The organism is Corallococcus exercitus (genome assembly GCF_042231735.1).
Lineage (GTDB): Bacteria > Myxococcota > Myxococcia > Myxococcales > Myxococcaceae > Corallococcus > Corallococcus exercitus_B.
Genome location: NZ_CP102577.1, coordinates 4,270,322 through 4,294,531, shown reverse-complemented (window position 1 = coordinate 4,294,531; position 24,210 = coordinate 4,270,322). Strand labels below are relative to the sequence as shown.

The following is a 24,210-nucleotide window of genomic DNA, read 5'->3' as shown; positions in this document are numbered from 1 at the left end:
CCTCAACGCAATCCGTAAGCCGTTGGCCACCCTCGGTGTCATGTGCAGCCTCCTCCTCGCGAGCCAGGCCCACGCGGTCATCATCATCCGGGACAGCCTTGGCAGCTGTCGGGTCTGCATCGGTGGCTGGCGCGCCTGCAAGGCGCTCTGTGGTGGTGGTTCCCTGAGCCTCAGCGGCTACAGCGAGCAGATGGCGCTGGAGCTCTCCGACGGCTCGGTGGTCAAGGGCAACACCCTCTCCATCTCCGAGGTCGATGGCGGCTCGGCCGTCGTGGAGATGATGGAGGGCGACATCCCGGTGTTCAAGGAGCGCGTGGACCTGGAGAAGACCACGCTGCACGACCTGGAGAACGGCCAGGTCAACACCCTGGACAAGCTGGTCGGCCTGACCTGCCAGTAATCGCATTCCACGCGTCCTGGCCCGCGTCGTCTGCCGCCTCGGTGGTGGCAGGCGACCGGGTCCGCGTCGTGGCTCGCGGAGCCCAGACGGCGCTCAGGGGACGTACCGCTCGGCGGTGTTCAACGCCACGTCGCCGTCGGTGCCTCCGATGATGAGCACACTCCCTGAGTCCAGCCACGTGGCGGTGTGAGAGGTGCGCGCCCAGGACATGGGGGTGATGGGCTCCCAGCCGCCATCCCGCCGGAATATCTCCGCGGAGGCACGCGGCTCCCCGTAGGGGGTGGAATACCCGCCCGTCACCAACACCTCGCCCGAGGGCAGGGCGGTGGCCGTGTGGAGATAGCGGGCTTCCCTCATGTCTGCCTGGGGTGTCCACGAAGCGCTGTCTGGCTCGAAGAGGTCCACTGACTGGAGGACCGTTCCAGGTGAACCCTCGAGGGAGCCGGTGACCAATACCTTTCCAGACGGCAGCAGCGTCGACGCGTGCCCGTTGCGCCCACGGTCCATCTCCTGCGCAAGGAGTCGCCATCCTCCATCCGGTGCGTTCGAGTCGTAGACCTCGGCGGACGTCTCGGCTCCGAAGCGATGGAAGCCACCCATGGCCAACGCCACGCCACCGTCCAGCAGGGTGAGCGTCAGCATGTTGCGCTTGAGGTTCAGGTCCCCCGCGTTCGTCCAGGCGTCGTGGTCCGGGTCATAGAGGACGGAGGTGTTCAGCCCATCGGTATCAGAGAAGCCGCCACCCGCGACCAGCACCTTCCCCGAGGGCAGCAAGACGGCGGCATGGCTGGCACGTGCTCCGCCGGGGATGGGACTGACAGCCCTCCATTCATTCGCACCCACGTCGTAGAGTTCAGCGCTGTCCAGCGCGTCACCCGTGGGGCCCCTGCCTCCGACCACCAGGACCTTGCCATTCCGCAGCAGGGTGGCGGTGTGGTTCATGCGAGCCGTCCTCAGGGTGCCCCCGGGGCTCCAGCTGTTCGCCGCGACGGTGTAGAGCTCCGTCGTGTTCGTCGGGCTGACCATCGAGAGGTCGCCCGTGCTGCTTCCGCCCACGACTAGCACCCGGCCATCTCCCAACACAGTCGCCGTATGCGCCGTGCGCCGCACCCGCATCGGGGCCACGGACTTCCACCCCGGCGGCTCGCGCTCGTCATCGGGGAGGCCCCCGTCAGGTCCTGCGTCCCCGCCGTCCTGCCCCGCGTCCCCGCCGTCCGGTCCACCTGCATCCAGGAGGTCATTGCCGTCCGGCCCCGCATCCGAACCGCCGTCCTCGCAGATGACAGGGTTGTCGAGGCAGAACTGGCCCACCACGGCGTCGACGTCGAGACACGCGGCGACCTGGAGGCTGAGCAGCAGCACGCCAAGGACTGTCATACGAGACAGGGCCTTCATGGCCACCTCCCGGACACGAACACGGACGTCCCATCCAGCCCGAGCTGCACGGGTACCGGCTTCCTCGGCGACCCCAGCAGGTACATTCCCGCGGAGGTGCCCAGGCCCACCAGGCCTCCCACCAGCAGCCCCACGGAGGCCGTCTGCAGCCTTCGCGCGCTGGTGGCCGCGTTCCGGGCATCGGCCTCTGAGTGGAGGTCCTTCGCCGGGGCATCCAGCTTCGACTTCCGCACCTCCGCCATTCCCCAGAAGACGCCTGCCGCGACGACGAGCGCCCCTCCCGCCACGGCGGGAACGAGCGCCCGGTCGCGCAAGGATGAGCGCGCGCCGGACACCTCCGGCATGGGGGCGGATGAAGGCTCCGGGAGCTCCGTGGCCACGACGGGGAGCGGCTCTCGTGGCGCCTGGACCTCCTGCGCTTCCAAGGGGGCCTCCTGCTTCGGGGCCGCCATGTCTGCCTCTCGCGCGGACAGCTTGCTCTGGACACCCTTGCGCACCGCTGCGAAGTACCGCTTCACCTTGGGCGAGACACGCAGCGGCAACTCCGCACCGGGGTTCAAGGTGAGGGCGGCCTTGAAGGCGGCGTCGGCGTCGCGCAGCCTTCCGCTCAGCTCCGCCAGGATGACGCCCTGGTAGAGCGACATCACCACCGCGTCCTCGGACCCCGCTGAGGCCTCCTTGCAGCGGGCCACCTGTTCCAGCGCACGCTCGTATTCGAGCTCCTCGATCAACAGGGCGATGGACGTCTCACAGCCGCGCACGCCGGGGGAGACATCACCCCAGGCAACCCGTGGGAGGAGGGTGAGCCCCAGGAACAGGACCCAGACACCGGCGCCGTACCGCCACGGGATGGCCGGCGGAATGGCGCGTGCCTTGCCGTCGGTGGAAGAACGCCTCGCATTGTCTTTCGGTGCTCCCGCCCATGTCATCGAGGACAAAGAGGGAGCGGGCCCGAAGGCATCCCAAAAAATCCTGGGATGAGGGGCCGCGGGGTTTCAGTCCAGCAAGCCCTGGAGGCTGAGATCCAGCCGACTGCTGAGCAGCCCCAGCAGGCTCTCCAGTGCGAGCCGGTCCTGCTTCAGCCGGGGCGTGAGCTCCATGCGAACGCGCTCGAGCAGCTGCTCACGGGCCTCGGCGATCCTGCGCGCGATGCCGGAGCGCGAGCCGCCATACATGAGCGTCAGCCGGTCCATCGTGAACCCATGGAAGTGGTGCAGGCGCAGCAGGGTGCGCTCCTGCTCGGGGAGCACCGCCACCGCCTTCTTGAGCGACTCGACGAGGAGCTGGCGCGCGTCTTCGCGCAGCAGCGCGTACTCGGGGTCGCTCGGGGCCAGGAGCCGCGCGAGCTCCTCGGGCGGCTCCGCGACGAGCTCCTGGCGCGCGTCCCGGCCCACCAGCTCCCCGGCGATGCGCGCGGCGACGATGCCCACCCAGGTCAGCAGGGGCCCTCGTCCCCCATAGCTCGCGATCCGCGGGGGCGTGTCGCCGCTGCCCACCAGCAACCGCTCGCGCAGCACCTGCAGCACTTCGTCCACCATGCTCGGCGACACCCTCCCGAGCCGGCCGGGAATGTGCCGGAGGATGTGCTGCTCGAAGGCCCGGAGGGCCGAGGGCTCCCCTCTGGCGCAGGCGCACGCGAGGTACAGGTCGGCGCCGTGGAGGATGCGCAGCACCTCCGCGGTCCTTCCCGCGGGCAGGTGCCGGGCCAGGTGCCGCGCGAAGGCCTCCGCCGGGAGCGGCGTCGTGGTCCCTGCCCAACCGCTCCGCGCTGCCTCAATGTGCTGGTCCAGCAGGGCCTCCAGCCCCTCCACGGCGTCCAGCTCCGCGCGCTGCCCCCGGGGCAGGTGCTCCCGCAGCAGCGCCGCCAGGGAGTCTGTCGTCCGTTCCTCGCTCATCGCTTCGCCTCCCGCTGTTGCCAGGCCAGCACCCGCTGGAGCTCCGGCCGGCCCCGGACTCCCACGGACTCCAGCCGCGTCCGGGCCTCTTGGGCAAGCTCGAGCGCTCGCGCCCGGTCCGGGGCGGGGCGCGTTTCCAGGAGCGCCCGCGCCAACAGGAAGGAGGTCCTCCCGGCCGCCTCCGCGTCACCGGGCGCGCCCCAGCGGGTCTGGATGCGACGGGCGCGCTCGAGCAGCGGGATGGCCCGCGCCGGGTCGCCCAGTGCCAGCCGCGCCTTGCCGGCACAGGTCAGCGCGTTGGCACCGTCCTGGGACTGCGCGCCGTCGGCCTTCTCGGTGAGGGTCACCGCCCGCTCGCAGTACGCGAGCGCCTCCTTCGGGGCCCGCGTCGCCAGCGCCAGCTCGGCCAGCGGTTGCAGCACGGGCACCGTCTTGGCTCCCTCCGGGCCGGAGTCCTTCTCCAGCCGCTTCAGCGCGTCCATCAGGTCGCGCCGTGCCTCGGGGTAGCGGCCCGCCCTCAGGTGGACCTGCCCCCGGGCGGTCAGCGGCAGGGCGGCGCGCGGCGAGTCCGGGCCCAGGGAACGCTGGACGCGCTCCAGGGCCTCGGTCGCGAAGGCCAGGGCCTCGGCGTCCTGGCCCGCCTCGCGGGCGATGGCCGCCTGCTCCGTGAGCGTGAAGACGACGGTGATGTGGTCGGGGCCCCGGGCCCGCTCGAAGATGGCGCGTGCCCGCTCGACCTGGGAGCGCGCCTCGTCCAGCCGGCCCTCCACGCGCGAGACCCCGGCCAGGTTCAGCAGCACCGTCCCCAGCGGGGTGGTCTCCGGGCTGGAGGACGCCTCCTGGAGGGCCAGGGCCTTGCGCCAGGCGCTGACGGCCTCGGCGTGCCGGCCTACTTCCAGCGAGGCCGTGGCGACCCGATTGTAGGACGTCACGAGGGCCGGGTTGCCGGGGCCCAGCACGCGCTCTCGCAGCGCCAGGGCCTCGCGGTGGAACTTCAGCGACTCCTCATAGCGGCGCTGGCTGAAGCGGATGCGTCCCAGCTGGTGGAGGAGGATGGGCGTACGGAGGCTGTCCGGGCCATTCCTCCTGCGCGAGAACTCCAGGCCCTGGAGTGCCTCCTGCTCCGCCTCGGCGAAATGGCCTTGCATCTGGCGCAGGGACGTCAGGCGCGTGTGCAGGTCCGTCGTGATGTCCGGGAAGTGCTCCCGCCCCAACCGCTCGACGGCGGCCCGGGCGTGCCGGACGAGCTTCTCCGCTTCATCGAGGCGGGACTGCTCTTCGCCCACCACCCGCATGAGCTCCAGCCAGGCCCGCGCCACCGTCTCGTCGTCACGCGCGGCCTCGGCGGCCCACAGGGCCTGGTAGACGAACGCCTCTGCTTCCTTCGGCCTGTCGAGGCTCCCGAGGAGCGTGCCGTGGGCCAGGAACACCTCTGCCTCCAGCGGCTTGTAGCCAGACGCCTTCGGCTCTTCGAGGAGGGCGGTCGTCACCGCGAGGCCCTCCTTGAACCGGTGCGACACGAGGTGGGCGTGTGCCAGCGCCAGCTTGTGCCGTGCCGCCTCCACCCGGGTTCGGAGGTTCTCGGGCGGCTGCGGCCGGGCGGAGAGGCCAGGCGCGTCCCGGCAGCCGGCGAGCGCCTGGAGGGAGGTCGTCAGCGGGTGCGCGTTCTGCACCGTCAGCACGTCCGCCTTTTCCAGCACCTCGGTCACGGCGGCGAACTGCCAGAGCCGCGCGTCGAGGCACGCGGCCGTCTGCCAGGCGACGTCCGCCGTGTCTCCGTCCGCGGCCATGCAGGCCTCGGTGCGAAGCGTCCGCCATTGGGCCGCGTAGGCGTCCAGCACCGACGCGATCTGCTCCCAGGCGGGCGCGGCGTAGGACGCGCCCGTGGACAGGAAGGCCGTGCGGATCCGTTCGCGTCGCGCGGGGCTCCAGGCCACCGTGAGCTTCTCTCCTTCCTGCTCGCAGGGGTTCCCCTCCCGATGCGTCACCCCGTAGGCCGCGAGGGTGCCCAGCACGCCGGCCACGGCCGCAGTGGCCATCATCCGCGCCATCCACCGGATGGGCCGTGGAGCGAGGGCCGCCAGGAGGGCCGCCATGGACGGGAAGCGCTCCTGGGGGTTGGCGCTGAGCCCCCGGAGGACCGCGCGCCGGACGCGGGCTGGAACCTTCACCTCGCGCTTCGGGGGGCGGATGCGGCCTTGCCGCGCGGCCTGGGCCAGCTCCTGGAGGGTCGCCCCCTGGAAGGGGCGCACACCAAAGAGGGCCTCGTATAGCGCGACGCAGAAGCTGAACTCGTCGGAGTGGGCGTCCGCGTGCTGGCCCTCCATGAGCTCTGGCGCCATGTAGGCGGGCGTGCCCAGGAGCTGGCCCGTCCGCGTGAGGTGCCTCATGGCGGCGACCGGGGCCTTGCCGGGAGCCTGGAGCGGAGTGTCCTCGTCCGGAGGGAGCGGCCCGGCGATGCCGAAGTCCGTCACGAAGACGCGGCCCTCCTTGCCCAGGAGGGTGTTGGCGGGCTTGAAGTCCCGGTGCACCAGGCCCGCGGCGTGCGCGGCGGCGAGGCCCTTGCCGGCTTCGAGGAAGACCCGGAGCACCTCCTTCCAGGGACGCGGCTCCCGCATCCACTCCGCCAGCGTGGTGCCCTCCACCAGCTCCATGGCGAGGAAGACGCCGTCCCCGTGGGTGCCCACGTCATAGAGGGTGACGACATTGGGATGCGCGAGCCGGGCCAGCGCCTGGGCCTCGCGCAGCAGCCGCTGCCGCAGCTCCTCGCGCTGGCGTCCCTCCGGGCGCAGCAGCTTGAGGGCCACCCGGCGTCCCAGCTCGGGGTCATCCGCCGCGTACACGACGCCCATCGCTCCCGCGCCGAGGAGCTCTCGCACCACGTACCGGGAGAGCCTGTCGCCCGGCTGCAGGGGCTGGGAGGGCGCCTGCGCGGAGGCCGCCGGAGCGTCCGCCAGGGTCTGGGTGCCATTGCCCGCCGCCAGGACCCAGCGGCAGTCCGTACAGCCCTCCACGTGCGCCAGGACCGCGCTCCGGTGCTCTTCGGAGAGCAGCCCGGACAGGAGGTCCGTCAGCGTCGCTTCCTGGGGACAGGAATGCATGGGGTCACACCCTCCGGGCCGCGTTCAGAAATCCCAAGGAAATCTTGGGACGCGGGCGCGCCCATTCCCTCTTTCCCCACGAGCGCATGGCCAGGCCCGCGGTGATCTGTCCATGCCGATGATGGGTTGTGAATCCTTTTCGGACGACGGCTCCCACTTCTTTTCTCCCGAGGTTCGCATATGGCTGGTGTTTCCCGTGCCGCAGACGTTTCCGCCCGGACGACGACCCAGAAGAGTCCCGAGCCACAAGCCCCCAAGCCCAAGGCCCAGCAGCCACACGCCACGAACTCGAGGGAAGCCGGCTACAGCAAGAAGGACTCATTTGAGGCCGCGTCCCCGAAGAAGGCGCCCTCACCCTCCGCGGCCGGGGCAGCCGCGAAGAGTCCTCCAGCCAGGGACGAGGGACGTCCGCAGGACGCCGCGACAGGGAAGGAAGCCGCGGCGCGACTGAAGGCCAAGGACACGTACTTTGGCGCCGCGGGACGCGACAGCCGGACCCAGGACTTCACCGACGTCATCCGCAAGCACCAGAACAACCCGGCCTTCGTCAAGGAGCTGTACGCGAACCTGGGGGCCAAGGACAGCAAGGAGCTGTTCGCGGCGGCTTCCGCCCAGGTCGCCAATGATCAGAAGGGGCTCTACAAGACGGACGCCGCGCAGACGGAGGCGCTGAAGGCGCTCGCCAGGAGCACGAACCAGCTGCCCCGCTCCGTTTCCCAGGAGCTCGCCCGGGATGCGGCCCGGAGCAGCACGCCGGATACCCTGGTCTCGGTCCTCAAGCAGCCCGAGGCCAGTGCGGCGGCGCGGCGTGCATTCCTCGATGAGGCCGCGAAGACCGCGGACAAGAGTCACGTCGCCGCGCAGAAGTTCGGGGACGTGCTCTCCTCCAACCGCACGCTGCTCAAGGAGTACGTGGACAAGCTGGGGCCCGACAAGTTCAACGCCATCCTCCAGAAGGGCCTGTCGCAGCCTCCGCTCAACGGCAGCTTCAGCGCTCGGGCTCCCACCAAGATGGATGGGCTCAGCAAGGTGTTCGGCGAGATCCGAGACCTGAAGGGCCATCGTTATGATGCCTTCAAGACCAAGGTCTTCGCTGATACGGCAGCCACCCTGGGGAAGACCCCCGTTGGGGACGCGAGGTGGGCGCCCCTGAGGGAGGACCTCACCAAGCTCTTCGTCAGCAATCGCGACACCCTGCTCAAGGGGCTGCAGGAGGCGAATGGGAAGTTGAGCGTGACGGGGCAGAAGGCACTGTCCACCTTCTTCTCCCGGACCTTGTTCTCCAACCCCGCGGTTCCCTCCAAGGACGCCCTCGGCAAGAGCGTCGCGGCGAAGCTCGGGGACTTGATGGGGCCGCTCAACAAGCACGCCAACACCAAGGACGGGCAGCTGCCTGCTTCCGTGAAGCGGGATGCACGGTTGCTGGGGAGCCTGGTGGGGACGCTGGAGGGGGGATTCCACGTCGCCGCCGAGAACCTGAAGAAGGAGAACGAGGCCATTGATGGGGCCACGGATTTCTTCGCCTCCTCAGTGAAGGAGTTCATCCCCGCTCTGCCCATTCCAGGCGTCGGGCACCTGAAAGACGTTGCCTTTGATGGCATCAAGAAGTGGGTGAAGGACGGTCTTCATGAGGCCCAGAAGAAGCCGAATGAGGCCATTCCCTTCCACTCGGCCTTCGGTTCGTTGATAGCCAATCCGGACCTGGCCACGGACTATGACGCGACCCGTGCGGAAGCCTTCTTGAACCGGCAGCAGGGCCTGGGCTGAGCGCGCCGCGCACCGCGAGCCCGGCGGGCCTTCCAAGCTGCCTCAAGAGGTCCTGGGGCGGAGGAGCCCCTCACCATCGCCGCTGGCTGGCTGACTCATCCGACCACTGCACCGGGGGCGGCTCACGCGGTGCGCCCCCGGTGCCAAGGGACAGGCCGTAGAGGTCCCCGGCATTGGTGCGCATCACCCTCGTCGCGAGCTCCTCGGCGCGGGTGCGACTCACTTCTCCGCCGCGAATCATGCCGCTGAGGGCTATCGCCAGCGCGGTCCGCGTCTGGGTCGTTCCAATCCATGCGGCCAGCTCCCAGCCGACGTCTGGCCCGAAGGACGCGGCGTCGGTCCCGAAGAGCACCTTGTCAGGGAATTGGCGCAGCCAGTCTCGGAGGATCGCGGCCAGTGCCTCGGGCGGATAGACCAACGACATCGCGGACGTATCCACGTACACGTTTGGCTTCCACATCATCGCGAGCGCATGCGCGGCGTGGATGCCGCCACCGTGGATGAGGACGAAGCGGGTGTGGCGCAGCGTCGGATCATTGAACGTCGGTTCCAGCAGCAGCGGGTCGGCTCCGGCGGTCACGTAATACTCGCCCGGGCCCTCGAACGAGTGGATGTGGACCGCCATCCCCAGGTGGCCGGCCACGCGTGAAATCTCCCGGAACAGGAAGTCCTGGAGCGCCTTGTACTCAGCGTGGGATGGCTCGCCTCCGTTGGCGTAGCGCCCGTACACGGCCCCCGCGGTCTGGGGGGTGACGTCTGCGAAGTCCAGCGAGCGGAGCAGGGCCGCCTCGAACTTCACCGCGACGCAGCCTTCCTGCCTGTGACGCTCCAGCGTGGGCGTCACCACGGTCCGCAGGTAGGCCTCCAGGGTCGCTGGCGGCGCTTCCACCTTCAGCTCCGCCAGGTAGCGCCGCAGGAGCGATGCCTCCAGGGGATACAGCTTGCGGCGATCCGGCGTGACGGTGGCCTCCGCCCGCGTGGAGAGCGGCAACATCAACGCATCCACGAAGGACACCCAGCGGAAGCGCGGCGGCGCGAGGCCCGGCCCCATCGCCACCCGGTTCGCCAGCATCACCTCCGTCCCGATGCGGTCCAGCACCCACTCGGGGAAGCCCTCTCCGTGCTCCTCCGCGATGGCCCGCATGGTGGCCCGCAGCTCGGGCCAGTGCGCATCGCTCAGTTCCTCGTGGGGGAAGCCGTAGAGGGCTTGATATGCGGCCAGCCAGGCAGGGCTCTCCGGCCGCAATGTCACGGGAAGCGGGAAGTCTCCCAAGGCCTCCAGGGTCAGGGCATCGGACTCCGTGTCACCGGGCTCGACCGTGTTCGCATGGGTGTGGTTGTCGACGGCCCGAATCTCCTCGATGCGTTCGCGCAGCGCTCGTGTGCTCGCATCCGGTGTCATCGCGCGCTCCTTCCGGCGCTCCCCCCTGGCAGGCTCCCGTCTCCCTTCGCGCCTCACGCTCACCCTGGGCATGGGGACTGGCGCCGCCAACCGCGCCCAGGCGCCCGTCCCCCGTGGGCCCCGCTCGCCAGTCCACCCCCGTCAATGGAGCCCGCTCCGTCGCGGCACGTCCCGTGTCCAGCGAATCAAGGCACGTAGGCGATGCAGTCAATCTCCACGCGCAGGCCGGCGTCGGGAAGCGCGGACACCTGCACGGTGGTGCGCGCGGGCCGGTGGCCGGCGAAGACGCGCTCGTAGACGGCGTTCATCCGGGCGAACTCCTGCATGTCCACCAGGAAGACGCCGCAGCGCAGGACGTGCTGGAGGCTGGAGCCGCCGGCCACGAGGATGCGCTCCAGGTTGCGCAGCACCTGCTCCGTCTGCGCTTCGATTCCCTCGGCCTGCACGCCGGTGGCCGGGTCCGTGGCCGCCTGTCCGGAGATGAAGAGCAGCCGGTCCAGCTGCATGCCGGGAGAGTACGGGCCCGCGGGCTTGGGCAGTCCAGGTGCGACGATGGGCTGGTGCTTCGCTGACGTCATGGGCTTCTCCTTGGAGGGGCTCGGTTCGATGGGCTCGGTTCTACGTCGAATCAGGTCGCGCCGGGCTTCAACGCGGACGCGGAGCGCAACAGGCCGGCGCCGCTCACGATGAGGATACCCGTGAGGACCAGCACCGCGCCCACGGCGAAGGACAGGTCCGCGTGCTCGTTCAGCACGAAGATGCCCGCGCTGACGCCGAACAGGGGCGTCATGAACGAGAAGACCGACAGGTTGGAGGCGAGATACCGGCGCAGGAGCCAGAACCACGCGAGGTAGCTGGCGAAGCAGACGATGACGCCCTGGAAGAGCAGGCTCGCCCAGGCCACGGGCGCCATCGTGATGGGACCGGCCTGGCCCGTGAGCAGGGCCACGGGCAGCAGCAGCGCGACGCCACCCACCAGCTGGTACAGCAGGGTCTGCGTGGGCGGTGCGTCGGACAGCGCCGAGACGCGGATCGCCACCGTGGTGGCGCCCCAGGCCAGGCCCGCGAGCAGCCCCAGCGCATCGCCCAGGAGCACGCCCGGGCTGAAGCCCCCGTGGAGCCAGCCGCCGCCAAAGGCCAGCGCGATGCCCGCGAAGGCCACGCCAATGCCCAGCCACTGCGTCCGCTTCAGCCGCTCGGAGGGCACGAGCCAGTGCAGCCCCAGCGCGGAGAAGACCGGGGCGGTGTAGAGGAAGACGCCCATGTGCGAGGCGTGCGTGTGGCGCAGCCCCTCTCCCACGAAGAGGAACTCCGCGGCGAAGAGCACACCCACCAACATGCCGGCGCGCCAGGGCCCCCGATGCAACAGCCCCCGCTCGCCCCTCAGCCAGCACAGCAGCCCCACGAGCAGCGCGGCCACGCCCGAGCGCAGCGCCATCTGCATCATCGTCGGGATGTGGGGAGCGGCCAGCTTCACGGCCACCTGCTGCATCCCCCAGATGGCGCACAGCACGACCATGGTCGCGAGCGCGAAGCCGTCCGCGGGTTTCCGATGAACACTCATGACTTCATCCTGCGGCTGGCGGGGCGGATGGATATAGCGAGATTCCGACAACCCATGCCGAGAAGCCGCCATGGCGAAGCAGCTGCAAGTTCCCTTCACCTCAAAGCTTCCACACCCCGTGTACTTCCGCGCGGCGAGCCTGCCCGTGGCGGCGAGCTATCCGCGGCACCGCCACCCCTGGGGTGAGTTCGTCTACGCGTTCAGCGGGGTGATGGAGCTCAAGCTGGCGGGCAGCCACTACCTCGCGCCACCGCAGTACGGCATCTGGCTGCCGCCCGACCTGGAGCACCGGGGCATGAACCGCTTCGAGGCGAGCCACTGCTCGCTCTACCTGGCCCCCGAGTGGTGCCGGGGCCTGCCCAGGACGGCGTGCGCGATGGCGGTCAGCCCGCTGATGAAGTCCTTGATGGAGCACCTGCGCACCCAGGAGCTGGCGCAGCCACGCACCAGCGCCGAGCGCAGGTTGTTCCGGGTGCTCATCGACCAGCTGGCGCTGGCCCCCGCGCATGGGAGCTACCTGCCCATGTCCGATGATCCGCTCCTCGGGCCGGTCCTCACGGCGCTCGAGCAACACCCGGAGGAGGAGCGCTCCCTGGCCGAGTGGGCCCGCGAGCTGCACACCACCGAGCGCACGCTGGAGCGGCGCTGCCAGCAGCAGCTGGGGCTGTCGTTCAGCGAGTGGCGCCAGCGGCTGCGCGTGGTCAAGGCGCTCGCGATGCTGGAGCAGGGACACGCGGTGGAGGCCATCGCGCTCGACCTGGGCTACAGCAGCGCCTCCGCCTTCATCGCGATGTTCCGGCGGATGACGGGCACCACGCCGGACAAGGTCCGCGGCCGCGGCTTCGTGGCGTCGTAAAGAACAGGCCCAGCAACCCGGTGGGGTTGCTGGGCCCTGGGTGATTCGATTCCGGTCCGTCCGGAGGACTACCGGACGATGTTCACCGCGGTGTCATCCAGGAAGAAGCTCGTCTGCAGCGACGAGTCCTCCGTGCCGTTGAAGTAGATGCGGACGGTCTGGCCCCTGTACGCGGCCAGGTCGAACGTGCGCTGCACGTAGGCCGTGCCCTTGTCCAGGTTGCTGTACGTGGCCAGCGTGGCCAGCACCGTGCCCGCGCTGTTGCGGACCTGGACGGCCAGCTTGTCGTAGGCCGTGCTGGTCGTCGTCTCCGTCGTGGTGATGCGCGCCCAGAAGCTGAACGTGGCGCTGCACGCGGAGGCCGGGATGGTGATGTCCTGGTAGGCGAACTCGGTGCGCGAGCTGCCGTAGCCGTTCAGATAGGCCTTGTACGTGCCCGTGCGCGGCGCGCTGCCGGACGTGGTGCCGTCGATGACGCCCGACGAGGTGGTCCAGCCCGTGTTGCCGCTCTCGAAGCCCGCGTTGACCAGGAGCTGCTCGGAGATGGAGCAGCTGCCCGTGCCGTTGTTCACCGTCACCGACACCGTGGACGACGTGCCGACGTTGTTCGCCGCGTCGTACGCCTTCGTGGTCAGCGCGTAGGTGCCGTTGGCCACCGCCGTCGTGTTCCACGCGAAGCTGTACGGCGCGGCCGTCGCCGTGCCCAGCAGCGCGGTGCCCGCGTAGAACTCCACGCGCGACACGCCCACGTTGTCAGCGGCGCTGGCGCTCAGGGTCGCGGTGCCGCTCAGCGTGGAGCCGCCTGCGGGCGAGGTGATGGACGTCGTGGGCGGGGTGGTGTCACTGCCGCCGCCGCCGGTGATGAAGAGCGTGTACAGCAGCTTGTTGGGCGAACCGGTTCCGGGGCTGGTGACCTTGTTCGGCGTGGCGTTGTTCACCAGCGCGTCCCGCACCTGCGCGGGCGTCGCGCCGGGGTTGGCGCTCAGGTAGAGCGCCGCGGCGCCGGCCACGTGCGGCGAGGCCATGGACGTGCCGCTCATCGAGGTGCTCGACGAGTTGCCGGAGTTGGAGGCCGAGGTGATGCTCGAGCCCGGCGCGAAGATGTCCACGCACGTGCCGTAGTTGGAGAACGACGAGCGGCCGTCGCTGCTGGTGGTGGAGCCCACGGTGATGGCGTTGGGCGTACGGGCCGGCGAGTAGTTGCAGGCGTTGGCGCTGTCGTTGCCCGCGGCGACCACCGTCGTGACGCCCGCGGCGATGAGCCGCTCCGTCGCGTCATCGATGGCCTGGATGCCGACGTCGCCCAGGCTCATGTTGGCGACCGCCGGCTTGACGTGGTTGGCCGCCACCCAGTCGATACCGCCGATGACCTGCGCGTCGTTGCCGTAGCCCGTGCAGTCGAGCACCCGCACGCCGTGCAGGGTGACCTTCTTCGCCACGCCCCAGGTCGTGCCGCCCACCGTGCCCGCCACGTGCGTGCCATGGCCATGGCAGTCCGAGGCGTCGCTGTCGTTGTCGATGAAGTCGTAGCCGTTGCCCGTGCGGCCGGTGAACTCGTTGTGGGTCAGCCGGATGCCGGTGTCGATGACGTACGCGTGCACGCCCGTACCGTCGACGTTGTAGGTGTAGGAGCTGTTGCGCGGCAGGTCGCGCTGGTCGATGCGGTCGATGCCCCAGGTCGCGCCGGTCTGCGTCGCCGACACGTGGATGAGGCCGTTCTCCTGCACGTACGCCACGCGCGGGTCGGACAGGAGGCGCTGGGCCTCGGCTTCGGTCATGTTCGCCAGGAAGCCCTGGATGGAGTGCTCATAGGTCCGCAGCACCCGGCCGCCGCCGAGCGACGTCAGCTCCCGGGCGATGTTCGCCGCCCCCTGCTGCCGGACCGCCTGCGTGGAGTCGCGCAGGACGACGATGTACTCGCCGGGGATGGCCCGCTCCCGGCGGATCATCTGCGCCGTTTGACCGATCTGCTCGCTGTCGGGCTCCTGTCCTTCGGGCATCGGGCCGCACGCCACGGCCAGCAACGAGAGGGCACTCACCGCCTGGGTCAGTTTCAGTTTCATTCGGCCTCACGGGGAACGTGCGGGCACCGGGACGGATGCCCTCGCACAGCCCGTGTAGTTAGCTTTTCTTGAAAAACCGGTCAATGCGGCCCCAGGTGCGGGGGCAGCGTAGAGTCGGCGGTCCGACGGGGTGGCCATGGATGACGACGTGTTTCTGGAGGGGTTCTCACGCGGAGAGGTGAGCGGGTTCACCCACCTGGACCATGTGCGGGTGGTCTACCTCTACACGCGCAGGGCGGGCGGTGAGGCCGCCGTCGAGCTGACCCGCGCGGGACTGCGGGCGCTGACCGGCAAGCTCGGCGTGCCGGAGAAGTACCACGAGACCATGACGGTCGCGTGGGCGCGGCTTGTCAGCGAGCAGGTGGAGGCGGCGCCGGGCCGCGACTTCACCGCGTTCATCGACGACCACCCGCGCTTCCTGCGCAAGGACCTCCTCGAGGACTACTACTCCCGCGAGGTCCTCTTTGGCGCCGAAGCGCGGAGCCGGTTCATCGAGCCGGACCTGCGGCCCCTGCTGACGGAGCAGCAGAGGCCATGAGGGCTCGGGCAATGGAATGCCAATGGGCAAGTAGACATCGGGCGGTGTCATCCGCCACGGGGCGCGACCCGGTGCCCCCCGCTGAGGCTATTCCTCGTCGGCCTCAGTGTGTGCGCGGCTGGTCCCACCGCTGTCTGGCACCTGCACGAGGTAGTCGCGAACGATGGATGCGAGCGCTTGGGCGATTTCGTCCAAAGGCATTGCCGGGTGCAGGGGGAGGGGCACGACGAAACCATCTCCAGCTGTCGTAGGGCCAAGGACAGGCCGCGGAAGGTGCTTGGGGACCGAGGCAAGCATGGCGTCAGTCATGCCGGGCACCTGGAGGAGGAGGGGAGAGCCCCCTACGGTCGACCAGACCGGCGGCCAGAGCCCCACCCACCACCAGCGCCTGTTCAGGTAGAGGTTACGCCCCTGCCACAAAAGGCCAGCGGCCTTCGTGGTGTCGACTTTGAAGTCGGGACCACCGCGTTTCAGGCATTCGATCAGCTTGGTAAGGACGATGGCTGCCCGGTGCACCGCCCGGCCTGTCAGTGGGTTCGCGAGCAGGGCGATCTCCTCCGAGGAGAACGGCTCTTGTGCCTGTCCCAGCCGCCGCTCCACCAGGGCTGTGAACGTGGCCAGGTGGACCCGCAGTTCAGGCGGCTCCACGGCCTCCTTGAGGCCCGCGCACATCCGGGCGACCTGCTCCCATGAAACGCAGCGGGGCGATTCCAGGAAGCCCGTGCCTTGAAGCTGGGCCACGGCCGCCGCTTCAATCTCAAGGAGTGTCGCCGCCGGGGCGAGCAGGATCATGCGGCTCCGGCCTCCTGGGTTCTTGACCGCCCAGGCCAGCAGGTCCTTCGCGTACGGCACAAGTTGCCCATCATGGAGCCAGGAGCCGACCTTCGCCTCGAAGAGCAGATAGGTGTCTGGGCCATGGATGGCGAGATCCAACCGCCCCCCGGGAACGGTCACCTGCGTCGAGGGATGTAACGCTGACGCTCCTCGCTCTGGGGTCAGCCCACAGAGTCGAAGGAATCCATCCATGACGGCGTCCGAGCGGAGCAGTTCACAGAGGAATTGCGTGAAGCGGTCCTCTTCCTTCTCCGCCAGGAGGGCGAGCTCCGGCCTTCCGTTCCATTTCGTGGTCATGGGTGGAAAGGCTACCCAACCCCTCCTCAAGAGAGCCGTACCCCTCAAGAGGTAGATCGCTTTCCCAAATCCGATGTGGACCCTTTACATTGAGCGAACGTTCACTCAAAGATGCGGGGCATGCCTCGCACCGCGGACGCCAACGCAGCCCTCCGGGAGAAGACGCGGGAGCGCGTGCTCCAGGCCGCGGTGCGGCTCTTCTCCCGGCACGGCTTTGATGGGACCAGCGTCCGCGCGCTCGCGCAGGAAGCGGACATCGCCGTGGGGCTGCTCTATTCGCACTTCGAGTCGAAGGAGGCGGTGCTCTCCGCGCTGATGCAGTCGTCGATGCTGGACGTCGCTCGGACGCTGGAGGACGCGGACCGCGAGCCCACCGCGCGGGGGTTCGTCACGGCCCTGCTCACGTCCACCGTGACGATGCTGGACGCGCACCGGGACCTCTGGCGGCTGAGCCAGGGTCTGCGTCACCAGCCGGAGGTGCTGGCGCGGCTGAAGCTGCCGCTGGAGCACTTCCTGGAGGGCACGCACCAGCGGCTGGAGCAGGCGCTGGCGGCGCGCGGGGTGCCGGAGGCGGGCATTGAAGCGTGGGTGCTCTTCGCCACGGTGGAAGGCTTCACCCAGCAGTACCTGCAGCACGAAGGCGGCTACCCCGCGGCCGAGGTGATTCGCGCCCTGGCACGGAAGTGGCCCGGTGCTCTTCGCAAGCGAAAGGCGGACGCTCCATGAAGCGGCTGAAGGTTCCTGGCGGTGAGATGGCGTGGTGGGAGGAAGGGCAGGGCACGCCGGTGGTGCTGGTGCACGGGACGCCCTCGTCCTCGCGCGAGTGGCGGGACGTGGCCCGTCACCTCACGCCGTCGTACCGCGTGCTCGCGCCGGACCACCTGGGCTTCGGGGACAGCGAGCGGCCCGGGGACTGGCGCACCTATTCGCTGCCCTGGCACGTGGAGAACCTGCGCGCGTGGTTCGACAAGCAGGCGCTGGGGCCGTTCCACCTGGTGGTGCATGACTTCGGTGGGCCCATCGCGCTGCCGCTCGCCATCGCGGCGCCGGAGCGGCTCTTGAGCCTCACCGTGGTGCAGAGCTGGCTGTGGGACCTGAAGGGGCCCAACGTCGATAACGCACTGATGCGTTGGCTGTACCTGTCCTGGAACTTCTCCGCGCGGGTGCTGGTGAAGATGTCCTGGGGACGCCGCGCGAAGCTGACGCGCGAGCTGCACCAGTCCTTCCTGTCGCAGTTCCCGGACCGGGCGTCGCGGATGGGCACCTGGGGCTTCGCGCGCTCCATCTCCCACGAAGGCCCGTGGATGGAGGAGCAGGGCAAGGAGCTGGGCCGGCTCGCGGACGTTCCGTCGCTCGTCGTCTGGGGCAAGGCGGACAAGGTCGTGAAGCCCGAGCACCTGTCGCGGTGGAAGCAGTCCCTGCCCCGGGCGCGCGTGCTGGAGCTGGAGGACGTGGGGCACTTCCCGCAGCTGGAAGCGCCCGATGCGCTGGGCGCCGCGCTCCGGGCGCACCTTGACTCTGTATCAATGTCGACAGTTTGATCCTGGGCTCCCGACGCTTGCTCCCTGGAGTCACCCCGTGCCCCACCCCAATGCCGAGACGGCGCTGGAGATGCTGGAGTACTGCCGCTTCGCCTACAAGGCGTACGCCCAGAGCTGTGTCTACCCGATGGATCCGTTCTACGAATCCCACGGGGCCGGGATGTGGCAGGGCGCGCGGGACCGGGTGCTGGCGCGGGTGCACAAGCTGCGCGGCAGCGAGGCGCACGTCCACAAGTTCGATCCCATCGAGTACGACCTGGCGACTCCGCCAGACCCCACGCTCGGGGTCGTGTACCGGGGCGGTACCGGCGACTCGCCCTACATCCTCTTCCAGCCGCGGGAGCTCGACCGCTCCATCTCCTTCTCGAAGGGCGTGGACCTGGAGGGCGAGGACATCCCCATCAAGGTCGAGGACTTCTTCGGGGAGCAGACCCTGCTGGGACGCGAGCACTCCCAGGCGACCGGCTCGAAGCGGTGCTGCTACTTCCAGGGCAAGACGGGGATGACCCAGACGCACCCGAAGGCGGGCTGGCCCAGCTGGCTGGGGGCCGCCATCTACGACCCCGACCACCAGCGGCTGGTGGTGGTCTTTCGCGGGAGCCGGAGCGGAAGCGGGGGGCGTGCCCTGGGGCAGGCGCTGGTCAAGAGCGCGGGGAGCCCGGACTGGGTCACCGACATGAACCACCTGAAGGAGGCCCGTGTCGGCCGGTTCAGCAACGCGACGCTCTCCGCCGGCTTCTGGTACGCCTACGAGAGCTGTCAGGAGTCGCTGGCGGCGGCCTGCCTGGAGGCGATGCACGGCCGGGTGCCCCAGGAGATCCTCTTCACCGGCCACAGCCTGGGGGGCGCGCTCGCGCAGTGCGCCTACCTGGACCTGGTGGGCGGCGAGCTGCTGGAGAAGGTCTACGCGAAGATCAAGAGCCGGGTGCGCGTCGCCTGCTACGCCCTCTCCGCTCCGCCCGTCGTGCTCGGCTCGAAGGCGAAGGAGCTGCTCACGCTGCACCTCGGCGGAGAGCCGCAGGTGTTCCACCACTTCTCGCCGCACGACGCCGTGCACAACAGCAAGAAGGTGAATCTCTCCGCGGTGACGGCCGTGAACTCGGTCGTGGGGACCTTCACCCATCCGCTCACGTCTTCCACCCATCTGGGGTTGGAGATTCCGCTGAAGGACTGCACGCGGGCCTTCCCGGATGCGCATGAGCCCGAGGAGGTGCGACAGGGTCTCGTCGCGCTGGTCCGGAGGGAGACTGGAACGCGCCTGCCGGAGGATCCGGGCTTCTGGCCCACGTTCGACTTCAACCCGACGGGCATGTGGGGGATGTCGGTGCGGCCGGGCGTGGATGCGCTCGCGGCGCACCTGAAGATCGCGCTCCTGACCAGTGTCTCGGAAGAGCGGGCGCGGGTGCGCGCGCAGCTCTGGGCGGACGTGGTCAAGGGCAGTGGAAAGAAGAAGGACGACTACGCGGTCCTGGAGGACACGGATGGAGACTCCTTCGACGCCTTCGCCAATGCCTGTGGCCTGGTCGCGGAGCTGAGCAATCCCTTCACGGAGAACCGCAAGCAGAACAAGTCGCAGCTGAAGGCGCTGCGCAACGAGATGATCAAGTCCTACCAGGGGGCCTCGGGCCACAAGGCCTCCTCCAGCGTCTACTTCGTCATGCTCCAGTACCTGACCGCGGCGCAGTACGGACTCGACATCGTCTGACGTCAGGGCACGTGCCCGGCTCAGAAGGCGGGGATGATGGCGCCGCCGTAGGTGGCTTCGATGTAGCGGCGCACCTCTTCGGACTGGAGCGCCTTCACCAGGGCACGGACCTCCGGGCGGGCTTCGTCGCCCGTCCGGACGGCGAGCACGTTCGCGTGGGGGTTGCGCGTCGCGGACTCCCGGGCCAGGACGTGGGCGTCCAGGTGCAGCTGCTTCTGGGCCTCCAGGAAGTAGTTCCCGTTGATGACGGCGACATCCACGTCTTCCAGCGTGCGGGGCTGCTGCTCGGCGTCGATCTCCTTCAGCTCCAGCTTGCGCGGATTGCCCACCACGTCCTCAAGCGTGGCGCCCGCTCCCGCGCCCTCACGCAGCGTGAGCAGTCCCTGCTTCGCCAGCAGGTGCAGGGCCCGTGCGGCATTGCTGGGGTCCGCCGGAAGGGTGAGCTTCGCGCCCGAGGGCAGCTCCGCGAGCTGCCGGAACCGCAGTGAGTAGAGCGCCAGCGGCTCCAGGTGCACCGCGCCCACGCTCTTCAGCGCGAGGTGGCGCTCGCTGGCGAAGCGCTCCAGGTAGGGCTCGTGCTGGAAGTAGTTGGCGTCGAGCTGGCCATCCGCCAGCGCGAGGTTCGGTTGGATGTAGTCGGTGAACTCCACCACCTCCACCCGCACGCCTTCTCGCTCCGCGACCTTCGCCGCGACGCGGAGGATTTCACCGTGGGGCACGGGATTGACGCCGACCTTCAGGGGGCGGTGGGCATTCGCGGGCTCGGAGGGCGCGGGCTTGCAACCCCCCAGCAGCGACGTCGCGAGGAGCAGGAGGGAGGCGGACAGGACTCGGAACGAAGTGCGCATGGGTCTACGTGTTCTCAGGGGAAGGGGAGGTGGAGGCGTGGGTGTGGTCGAACCGGGAGGCCAGACGCTCTCCCAGCCATTGCAGCAGCTGCACGAGCACCAGCAGCACCGCGAGACAGCCCCACATGACGTCGACGCGGAAGCGCATGTACCCGTACTTCACCGCCAGGTCGCCCAGCCCGCCTCCGCCCACCGCGCCCGCCATGGCGCTGTAGCCGAGCAGGCTGATGACGACGAGCGCCGCGCCTCGCACCAGCGACGGCAGGGCTTCCGGGAGCAGCACGCGGAGGATGATGCGCGGGGGCGTGGAGCCCATCGCCACCGCCGCCTCGACGCGGCCGGCGTCCACTTCGCGCAGGGCCTGCTCCACCACCCGGCCCATGAAGGGAATGGCCGCCACCACCAGGGGCACGATGGCCGCCGTCGTTCCGATGGTGGTTCCCACCACCAGACGGGTGAGGGGCACGATGGCCACCATCAGGATGATGAACGGGATGGAGCGGCCCACGTTCACCAGCGTCCCCAGCGCCCGGTTCATCGCGGGCACCGGCCAGAGCCCGCCCCGGTCCGTCACCACCAGCAACACGCCCAGCGGCAGGCCGGCGAGCGCCACCAGCACCGCCGCCACCGACGTCATGTAGAGCGTCTCCAGGGTGGCCACCCCCAGGGCTCGCGGCAGGTCACCCATGGATGGCCTCCCCGGCGGTCAGACCCTGCTCGCGCAGGAAGGTCCGGGCATTCGCCACGGCTCCCGGTGCGCCCTGCAGCTCCACGAGCAACCGCCCCACGCGCGCCTCGCCCACCCGCTCCACCGCGCCCTCCAGCAGCAGGACGTCCACGTCGAAGCGGCGGGCCAGGGTGCTGATCAACGGACTGCGGGCATGCGCGTCCGTCAGGGACAGCTCCACGCGCTGACCCTCGGGGGCCTCCGGGTTTGAAAGGGGCGGAAAGCACAGCGCACGGAGCCGGGACTCCGGGCGCGCGAGCAGCTCCTGCACGCGGCCCTGCTCGACCAGCCTTCCTGCTTCCAGCACGGCCACCGAACCACACAGCGCCTTCACCACCTCCAGCTGGTGGGTGATGAGCAGCAGCGTCAACCCGAGCTGTTGCTGGAGGTCCTTCAGCAGCGCGAGCACCGAGCGGGTCGTCTCCGGATCCAGCGCGGACGTGGCCTCATCCGACAGCAGGACGCGCGGCCGGGGCGCCAGGGCCCGGGCAATGCCCACCCGCTGCTTCTGTCCTCCCGACAGCTGCGCGGGATACGCGCGCGCCTTGTCGGACAACCCCACCCGCGACAGCAGCTCCGCCACCCGCGTCCGGATGGCTTCGCGCGGCAGGCCCATCACCTCCAGGGGATAGGCGACGTTGCCCTCCACCGTGCGCGAGGCGAAGAGGTTGAAGTGCTGGAAGATCATCCCGATGCCCTGTCGCGCCTGCCGCAGCTCGCGGGGGTTCAGCGACAGCAGGTCCTGGCCCGCCACCCGCACCTCGCCCGTCGAGGGGCGCTCCAGGAGGTTGGCGCAGCGCAGGAGGGTGGACTTGCCGGCGCCGCTGCGCCCCAGCACGCCGAACACCTCTCCCGGTGGCACGTGCAGCGACACGTCGTGCAGGGCCGTCACCTGCCGGGCGCCCTGACCGAACACCTTGCCTACGCCTCGCAGCTCAATCACGCGCGCCTCCGGGCAGGGCGCCTGGGGACGCGTGGGCTGTGTCACGACGGTGCGACATCGGGAACTCCTGGGGCGCCCACGGGAGCGCGGGCACCGGACGGGTTGGGGAAGGGAGCGGGGAAAATGAAAAGGCCCGTCCCCGGATGACGGGAACAGGCCAGACCGACAGGGCGCGGATGCGCGGAGGGAGGCTCAGCGCATGCGAACGGACGGACCGGCCGCGACACGGCAACACATGCCGTGACAACAGGTCCTGAACGTGGCGGCGCGAACGAGCATCAGCGGTGGAGGTAGTCGAGCCCGCGCGGCCTGTCAACCCAAGGTGAGGACGGCGGCGTCCCCGCCTCCTTCGCCGAACCTGTCCGACAGTCGGACAGGTTGAAGCGCGCGGCGCGCAGGGCCTGCACCACGACGTGTCCCGCCGGCACCTTCAACGTGTCGCCCGCGCCCAGCACGTGGTCGTGTGGGTCGCCCTCGAGCGTGAGCCAGACCTGCCCCTCTTCGCAGACGAACGTCCGGGGAGGGCCGCCCAGGCGCCTGCTCCACAGGCCGCCTCCCGGCAGGCACACGCATTCCTGGCGCTCCCCGGATGTAGGGCCCCACAGGCGCCCGGCCAGCGAGCGCAGCCAGTGGGGATTCAGCAAGGTGTAACGGTCCACCATCTCGGTCCTCCCGTGATGGGTCCACCATGCGTCCGGAGGCTCGACCAGAACAGATGCAGCAAATGGGAATTGTGACCGGTACAGTTTCAGCCTGGCGAACTGTGCTGGTGGTCCCATCGCGAAGCTGTACCTGGGCAGCCGCGGCTCCGGGCGCTATCCGTTGAAGCCTGAAGGAGGGTCACTTCATGGGCGCACGTGCGCAGTCCCTGAAGCTCTACGAGAGCGTCGCGGAGCGGCTGAAGGACGCCATCGCCGCGGGCACGCTCCGCCCGGGGGAGCGGCTGCCCTCCGTGCGTCAGCTGAGCGCCCGTGAGCGGGTGAGCGTCTCCACCGTGCTCCAGGCCTATCTGCACCTGGAGTCGCAGGGGCTCATCGAGACGCGGCCCCAGTCTGGCCACTACGTGCGGGAGCGGGAGCGGCTGCGGCTCGCCGAGCCTCCGGTGTCCCGGCCGCCGGCCTCCGCGACGCCTGTCACCGTCAGCGACCTGGTGTCCCATCTGTACCGGTCGTCACGCGAGCCGCGCGTCGTGCAGCTGGGCACCGCGTGGCCGGCGCCGGAGCTGCTTCCCACCCGGCGCCTGTCGCGGGAGCTGGGACTGCTCGCGCGGGAGCGGCAGGCCGAGGGCGTGATGTACGACGTGCCTCCCGGCTCGAAGCTGCTGCGGCAGCAGCTGGCGAAACGCTCGCTGGAGTGGGGCTGCGCGCTGGGGGCTGATGACTTCATCACCACCAGCGGGGCCTCCGAGGCGGTGCACCTGTGCCTCGTCGCGGCCGCGCGCAAGGGTGACACCATCGCCATCGAGTCTCCCACCTACTACGGCACGCTGCTCGCCATCGAGTCGCTGGGCCTCAAGGCGCTGGAGATTCCCTGCCACCCTCGCCATGGCATGGAGCTGGACGCGCTGGAGGCCGCGCTGGAGCGGCGGCGCGTGGCCGCGGTGCTGGTGGTCCCCAGCTTCAGCAACCCGGTGGGCAGCTGCATGCCGGAGGACCGCCGGCGGCGGCTGGTGGAGCTGGTGACCGCGCACGACGTGCCGCTCATCGAGGACGACATCTACGGCGACCTGCACTTCGGTCCGGAGCGTCCCCGTCCGTGCAAGACCTTCGACACGCGGGGACAGGTGATGCTGTGTGGTTCGTTCTCCAAGACGATCGCACCGGGCTTCCGCGTGGGCTACGTGGCCCCGGGCCGGTTCCGGGAGCGCGTGGAGCTGCTCAAGTTCGCGCACACCGTGGCCTCGCCGCTGCTGACCCAGGAGGCGGTCGCGCGCTTCCTGGAGAACGGCGGCTATGACAGACACCTGCGCGCCCTGCGCCGCGGCCTCGCCTCGCAGGTGGAGCACGTGGCCCGTGCCGTCGCCGAACACTTCCCCCAGGGCACGCGCGTGGCGCTGCCAACGGGAGGGCTGCTGCTCTGGGTGCAGCTGCCGCCCTCGGTGGATGCCCACGCGCTCAATGCGCGGGCCCTGGAGGCGGGCATCAGCATCGCGCCAGGGTCCATCTTCTCCGCGCGGCCGGACTCCTACCGGAACTTCATCCGCCTGAGCTGCGGCCAGCCGTGGACGCCGCGCATCGAGGCCGCCGTCGCCACGCTGGGGAAGATTGCCTCCGGTCTCGCCAGCGCGTCGCGACGATGAAGAGCCGGGGGAGGAACGCGCCGCTCGTCCCATCC

21 protein-coding genes are annotated in these 24,210 nt (G+C 69.8%); 8 read left to right on the top strand and 13 right to left on the bottom strand.

Annotated features, from left to right (window positions below; genetic code table 11):
- The first annotated feature begins 40 nt into the window (after nucleotides 1-40).
- On the top strand, nucleotides 41-400 hold the full coding sequence (locus NR792_RS16550; protein ID WP_375760997.1) for a hypothetical protein: 360 nt from the start codon (nucleotides 41-43) through the stop codon (nucleotides 398-400).
- A 93-nt stretch (nucleotides 401-493) separates the two neighbouring features.
- On the opposite strand, the gene NR792_RS16545 is transcribed toward NR792_RS16550, so the two are convergent.
- The 4 genes from NR792_RS16545 to NR792_RS16530 all read right to left on the bottom strand — a co-directional run bounded on the left by NR792_RS16545 (nucleotide 494) and on the right by NR792_RS16530 (nucleotide 6,791).
- Nucleotides 494-1,777, bottom strand: coding sequence for a Kelch repeat-containing protein (locus tag NR792_RS16545; RefSeq protein WP_375760996.1), 1,284 nt, complete (start codon nucleotides 1,775-1,777; stop codon nucleotides 494-496).
- Nucleotides 1,778-1,791: 14 nt separating this feature from the next.
- Nucleotides 1,792-2,556 (bottom strand): hypothetical protein, encoded by a 765-nt coding sequence (locus NR792_RS16540; RefSeq protein WP_375760995.1) that lies wholly within the window; start codon nucleotides 2,554-2,556, stop codon nucleotides 1,792-1,794.
- A 234-nt stretch (nucleotides 2,557-2,790) separates the two neighbouring features.
- Entirely contained in the window at nucleotides 2,791-3,690 is a 900-nt protein-coding gene (locus NR792_RS16535) for an RNA polymerase subunit sigma-70 (RefSeq protein ID WP_375760994.1), read from the bottom strand.
- Nucleotides 3,687-6,791: a tetratricopeptide repeat protein gene (locus NR792_RS16530; protein WP_375760993.1), complete on the bottom strand. Its 3,105-nt coding sequence runs from the start codon at nucleotides 6,789-6,791 to the stop codon at nucleotides 3,687-3,689. The genes NR792_RS16535 and NR792_RS16530 overlap by 4 nt, the downstream gene beginning before the upstream one ends.
- Before the next feature lie 180 nt (nucleotides 6,792-6,971).
- Between NR792_RS16530 and NR792_RS16525 the strand changes: the two genes are divergently transcribed.
- Nucleotides 6,972-8,558, top strand: coding sequence for a hypothetical protein (locus NR792_RS16525; RefSeq protein ID WP_375760992.1), 1,587 nt, complete (start codon nucleotides 6,972-6,974; stop codon nucleotides 8,556-8,558).
- A gap of 70 nt (nucleotides 8,559-8,628) precedes the next feature.
- Here the strand turns inward: NR792_RS16525 and NR792_RS16520 are convergent, their stop codons facing one another.
- From NR792_RS16520 to NR792_RS16510, 3 genes are all read right to left on the bottom strand, one after another.
- Complete coding sequence (locus NR792_RS16520; protein ID WP_375760991.1) at nucleotides 8,629-9,960, bottom strand: hypothetical protein; 1,332 nt, start codon at nucleotides 9,958-9,960, stop codon at nucleotides 8,629-8,631.
- A 185-nt stretch (nucleotides 9,961-10,145) separates the two neighbouring features.
- Nucleotides 10,146-10,538 (bottom strand): RidA family protein, encoded by a 393-nt coding sequence (locus NR792_RS16515; protein WP_014394963.1) that lies wholly within the window; start codon nucleotides 10,536-10,538, stop codon nucleotides 10,146-10,148.
- A 50-nt stretch (nucleotides 10,539-10,588) separates the two neighbouring features.
- Nucleotides 10,589-11,524 (bottom strand): DMT family transporter, encoded by a 936-nt coding sequence (locus tag NR792_RS16510; RefSeq protein WP_375760990.1) that lies wholly within the window; start codon nucleotides 11,522-11,524, stop codon nucleotides 10,589-10,591.
- A 70-nt stretch (nucleotides 11,525-11,594) separates the two neighbouring features.
- Between NR792_RS16510 and NR792_RS16505 the strand changes: the two genes are divergently transcribed.
- Nucleotides 11,595-12,380, top strand: coding sequence for a helix-turn-helix domain-containing protein (locus NR792_RS16505; protein ID WP_375760989.1), 786 nt, complete (start codon nucleotides 11,595-11,597; stop codon nucleotides 12,378-12,380).
- 68 nt (nucleotides 12,381-12,448) lie between these two features.
- Here NR792_RS16505 and NR792_RS16500 read toward each other — a convergent pair whose 3' ends face one another.
- Entirely contained in the window at nucleotides 12,449-14,443 is a 1,995-nt protein-coding gene (locus NR792_RS16500) for a S8 family serine peptidase (RefSeq protein WP_375760988.1), read from the bottom strand.
- A 136-nt stretch (nucleotides 14,444-14,579) separates the two neighbouring features.
- Here NR792_RS16500 and NR792_RS16495 point away from each other — a divergent pair, with 136 nt between their 5' ends.
- Entirely contained in the window at nucleotides 14,580-14,981 is a 402-nt protein-coding gene (locus tag NR792_RS16495) for a hypothetical protein (protein WP_375760987.1), read from the top strand.
- Nucleotides 14,982-15,068: 87 nt separating this feature from the next.
- On the opposite strand, the gene NR792_RS16490 is transcribed toward NR792_RS16495, so the two are convergent.
- Nucleotides 15,069-16,112, bottom strand: coding sequence for a hypothetical protein (locus NR792_RS16490; protein WP_375760986.1), 1,044 nt, complete (start codon nucleotides 16,110-16,112; stop codon nucleotides 15,069-15,071).
- Between the two features lie 120 nt (nucleotides 16,113-16,232).
- Between NR792_RS16490 and NR792_RS16485 the strand changes: the two genes are divergently transcribed.
- Genes NR792_RS16485 through NR792_RS16475 form a run of 3 tightly spaced genes read left to right on the top strand, consistent with a single transcriptional unit; the run spans nucleotide 16,233 to nucleotide 19,358 of the window.
- A complete protein-coding gene (locus NR792_RS16485; RefSeq protein ID WP_375760985.1) occupies nucleotides 16,233-16,838 on the top strand; it encodes a TetR/AcrR family transcriptional regulator in 606 nt (201 codons plus the stop codon).
- On the top strand, nucleotides 16,835-17,653 hold the full coding sequence (locus NR792_RS16480; RefSeq protein WP_375760984.1) for an alpha/beta fold hydrolase: 819 nt from the start codon (nucleotides 16,835-16,837) through the stop codon (nucleotides 17,651-17,653). The genes NR792_RS16485 and NR792_RS16480 overlap by 4 nt, the downstream gene beginning before the upstream one ends.
- A gap of 37 nt (nucleotides 17,654-17,690) precedes the next feature.
- Nucleotides 17,691-19,358: a hypothetical protein gene (locus tag NR792_RS16475; RefSeq protein WP_375760983.1), complete on the top strand. Its 1,668-nt coding sequence runs from the start codon at nucleotides 17,691-17,693 to the stop codon at nucleotides 19,356-19,358.
- A gap of 20 nt (nucleotides 19,359-19,378) precedes the next feature.
- Here NR792_RS16475 and NR792_RS16470 read toward each other — a convergent pair whose 3' ends face one another.
- The 4 genes from NR792_RS16470 to NR792_RS16455 form a co-directional block, all read right to left on the bottom strand.
- On the bottom strand, nucleotides 19,379-20,206 hold the full coding sequence (locus NR792_RS16470; RefSeq protein WP_375760982.1) for a MetQ/NlpA family ABC transporter substrate-binding protein: 828 nt from the start codon (nucleotides 20,204-20,206) through the stop codon (nucleotides 19,379-19,381).
- A gap of 4 nt (nucleotides 20,207-20,210) precedes the next feature.
- The gene (locus tag NR792_RS16465) at nucleotides 20,211-20,894 is read right to left on the bottom strand and encodes a methionine ABC transporter permease (RefSeq protein WP_375760981.1); all 684 of its coding nucleotides are present in this window, start codon (nucleotides 20,892-20,894) and stop codon (nucleotides 20,211-20,213) included.
- Nucleotides 20,887-21,876: a methionine ABC transporter ATP-binding protein gene (locus tag NR792_RS16460; protein ID WP_375760980.1), complete on the bottom strand. Its 990-nt coding sequence runs from the start codon at nucleotides 21,874-21,876 to the stop codon at nucleotides 20,887-20,889. Before NR792_RS16460 ends, NR792_RS16465 begins: the two co-directional genes overlap by 8 nt.
- 278 nt (nucleotides 21,877-22,154) lie before the next feature.
- Nucleotides 22,155-22,538 carry a DUF2917 domain-containing protein gene (locus NR792_RS16455; RefSeq protein WP_375760979.1) on the bottom strand — a complete coding sequence of 128 codons (384 nt, stop codon included), beginning with the start codon at nucleotides 22,536-22,538 and terminating at the stop codon, nucleotides 22,155-22,157.
- A gap of 185 nt (nucleotides 22,539-22,723) precedes the next feature.
- Between NR792_RS16455 and NR792_RS16450 the strand changes: the two genes are divergently transcribed.
- A complete protein-coding gene (locus tag NR792_RS16450) occupies nucleotides 22,724-24,175 on the top strand; it encodes a PLP-dependent aminotransferase family protein (protein WP_375760978.1) in 1,452 nt (483 codons plus the stop codon).
- Nucleotides 24,176-24,210: the final 35 nt, after the last annotated feature.

Excerpts from the sequence above, each read along its gene's own strand:
- NR792_RS16550 (WP_375760997.1), top strand. The coding sequence starts at position 41 with ATGTGCAGCCTCCTCCTCGCGAGCCAGGCCCACGCGGTCATCATCATC.
- NR792_RS16545 (WP_375760996.1), bottom strand. The coding sequence starts at position 1,777 with ATGACAGTCCTTGGCGTGCTGCTGCTCAGCCTCCAGGTCGCCGCGTGT.
- NR792_RS16535 (WP_375760994.1), bottom strand. The coding sequence starts at position 3,690 with ATGAGCGAGGAACGGACGACAGACTCCCTGGCGGCGCTGCTGCGGGAG.
- NR792_RS16530 (WP_375760993.1), bottom strand. The coding sequence starts at position 6,791 with ATGCATTCCTGTCCCCAGGAAGCGACGCTGACGGACCTCCTGTCCGGG.
- NR792_RS16525 (WP_375760992.1), top strand. The coding sequence starts at position 6,972 with ATGGCTGGTGTTTCCCGTGCCGCAGACGTTTCCGCCCGGACGACGACC.
- NR792_RS16520 (WP_375760991.1), bottom strand. The coding sequence starts at position 9,960 with ATGACACCGGATGCGAGCACACGAGCGCTGCGCGAACGCATCGAGGAG.
- NR792_RS16515 (WP_014394963.1), bottom strand. The coding sequence starts at position 10,538 with ATGACGTCAGCGAAGCACCAGCCCATCGTCGCACCTGGACTGCCCAAG.
- NR792_RS16510 (WP_375760990.1), bottom strand. The coding sequence starts at position 11,524 with ATGAGTGTTCATCGGAAACCCGCGGACGGCTTCGCGCTCGCGACCATG.
- NR792_RS16505 (WP_375760989.1), top strand. The coding sequence starts at position 11,595 with ATGGCGAAGCAGCTGCAAGTTCCCTTCACCTCAAAGCTTCCACACCCC.
- NR792_RS16500 (WP_375760988.1), bottom strand. The coding sequence starts at position 14,443 with ATGAAACTGAAACTGACCCAGGCGGTGAGTGCCCTCTCGTTGCTGGCC.
- NR792_RS16495 (WP_375760987.1), top strand. The coding sequence starts at position 14,580 with ATGGATGACGACGTGTTTCTGGAGGGGTTCTCACGCGGAGAGGTGAGC.
- NR792_RS16490 (WP_375760986.1), bottom strand. The coding sequence starts at position 16,112 with ATGACCACGAAATGGAACGGAAGGCCGGAGCTCGCCCTCCTGGCGGAG.
- NR792_RS16485 (WP_375760985.1), top strand. The coding sequence starts at position 16,233 with ATGCCTCGCACCGCGGACGCCAACGCAGCCCTCCGGGAGAAGACGCGG.
- NR792_RS16480 (WP_375760984.1), top strand. The coding sequence starts at position 16,835 with ATGAAGCGGCTGAAGGTTCCTGGCGGTGAGATGGCGTGGTGGGAGGAA.
- NR792_RS16470 (WP_375760982.1), bottom strand. The coding sequence starts at position 20,206 with ATGCGCACTTCGTTCCGAGTCCTGTCCGCCTCCCTCCTGCTCCTCGCG.
- NR792_RS16465 (WP_375760981.1), bottom strand. The coding sequence starts at position 20,894 with ATGGGTGACCTGCCGCGAGCCCTGGGGGTGGCCACCCTGGAGACGCTC.
- NR792_RS16455 (WP_375760979.1), bottom strand. The coding sequence starts at position 22,538 with ATGGTGGACCGTTACACCTTGCTGAATCCCCACTGGCTGCGCTCGCTG.
- NR792_RS16450 (WP_375760978.1), top strand. The coding sequence starts at position 22,724 with ATGGGCGCACGTGCGCAGTCCCTGAAGCTCTACGAGAGCGTCGCGGAG.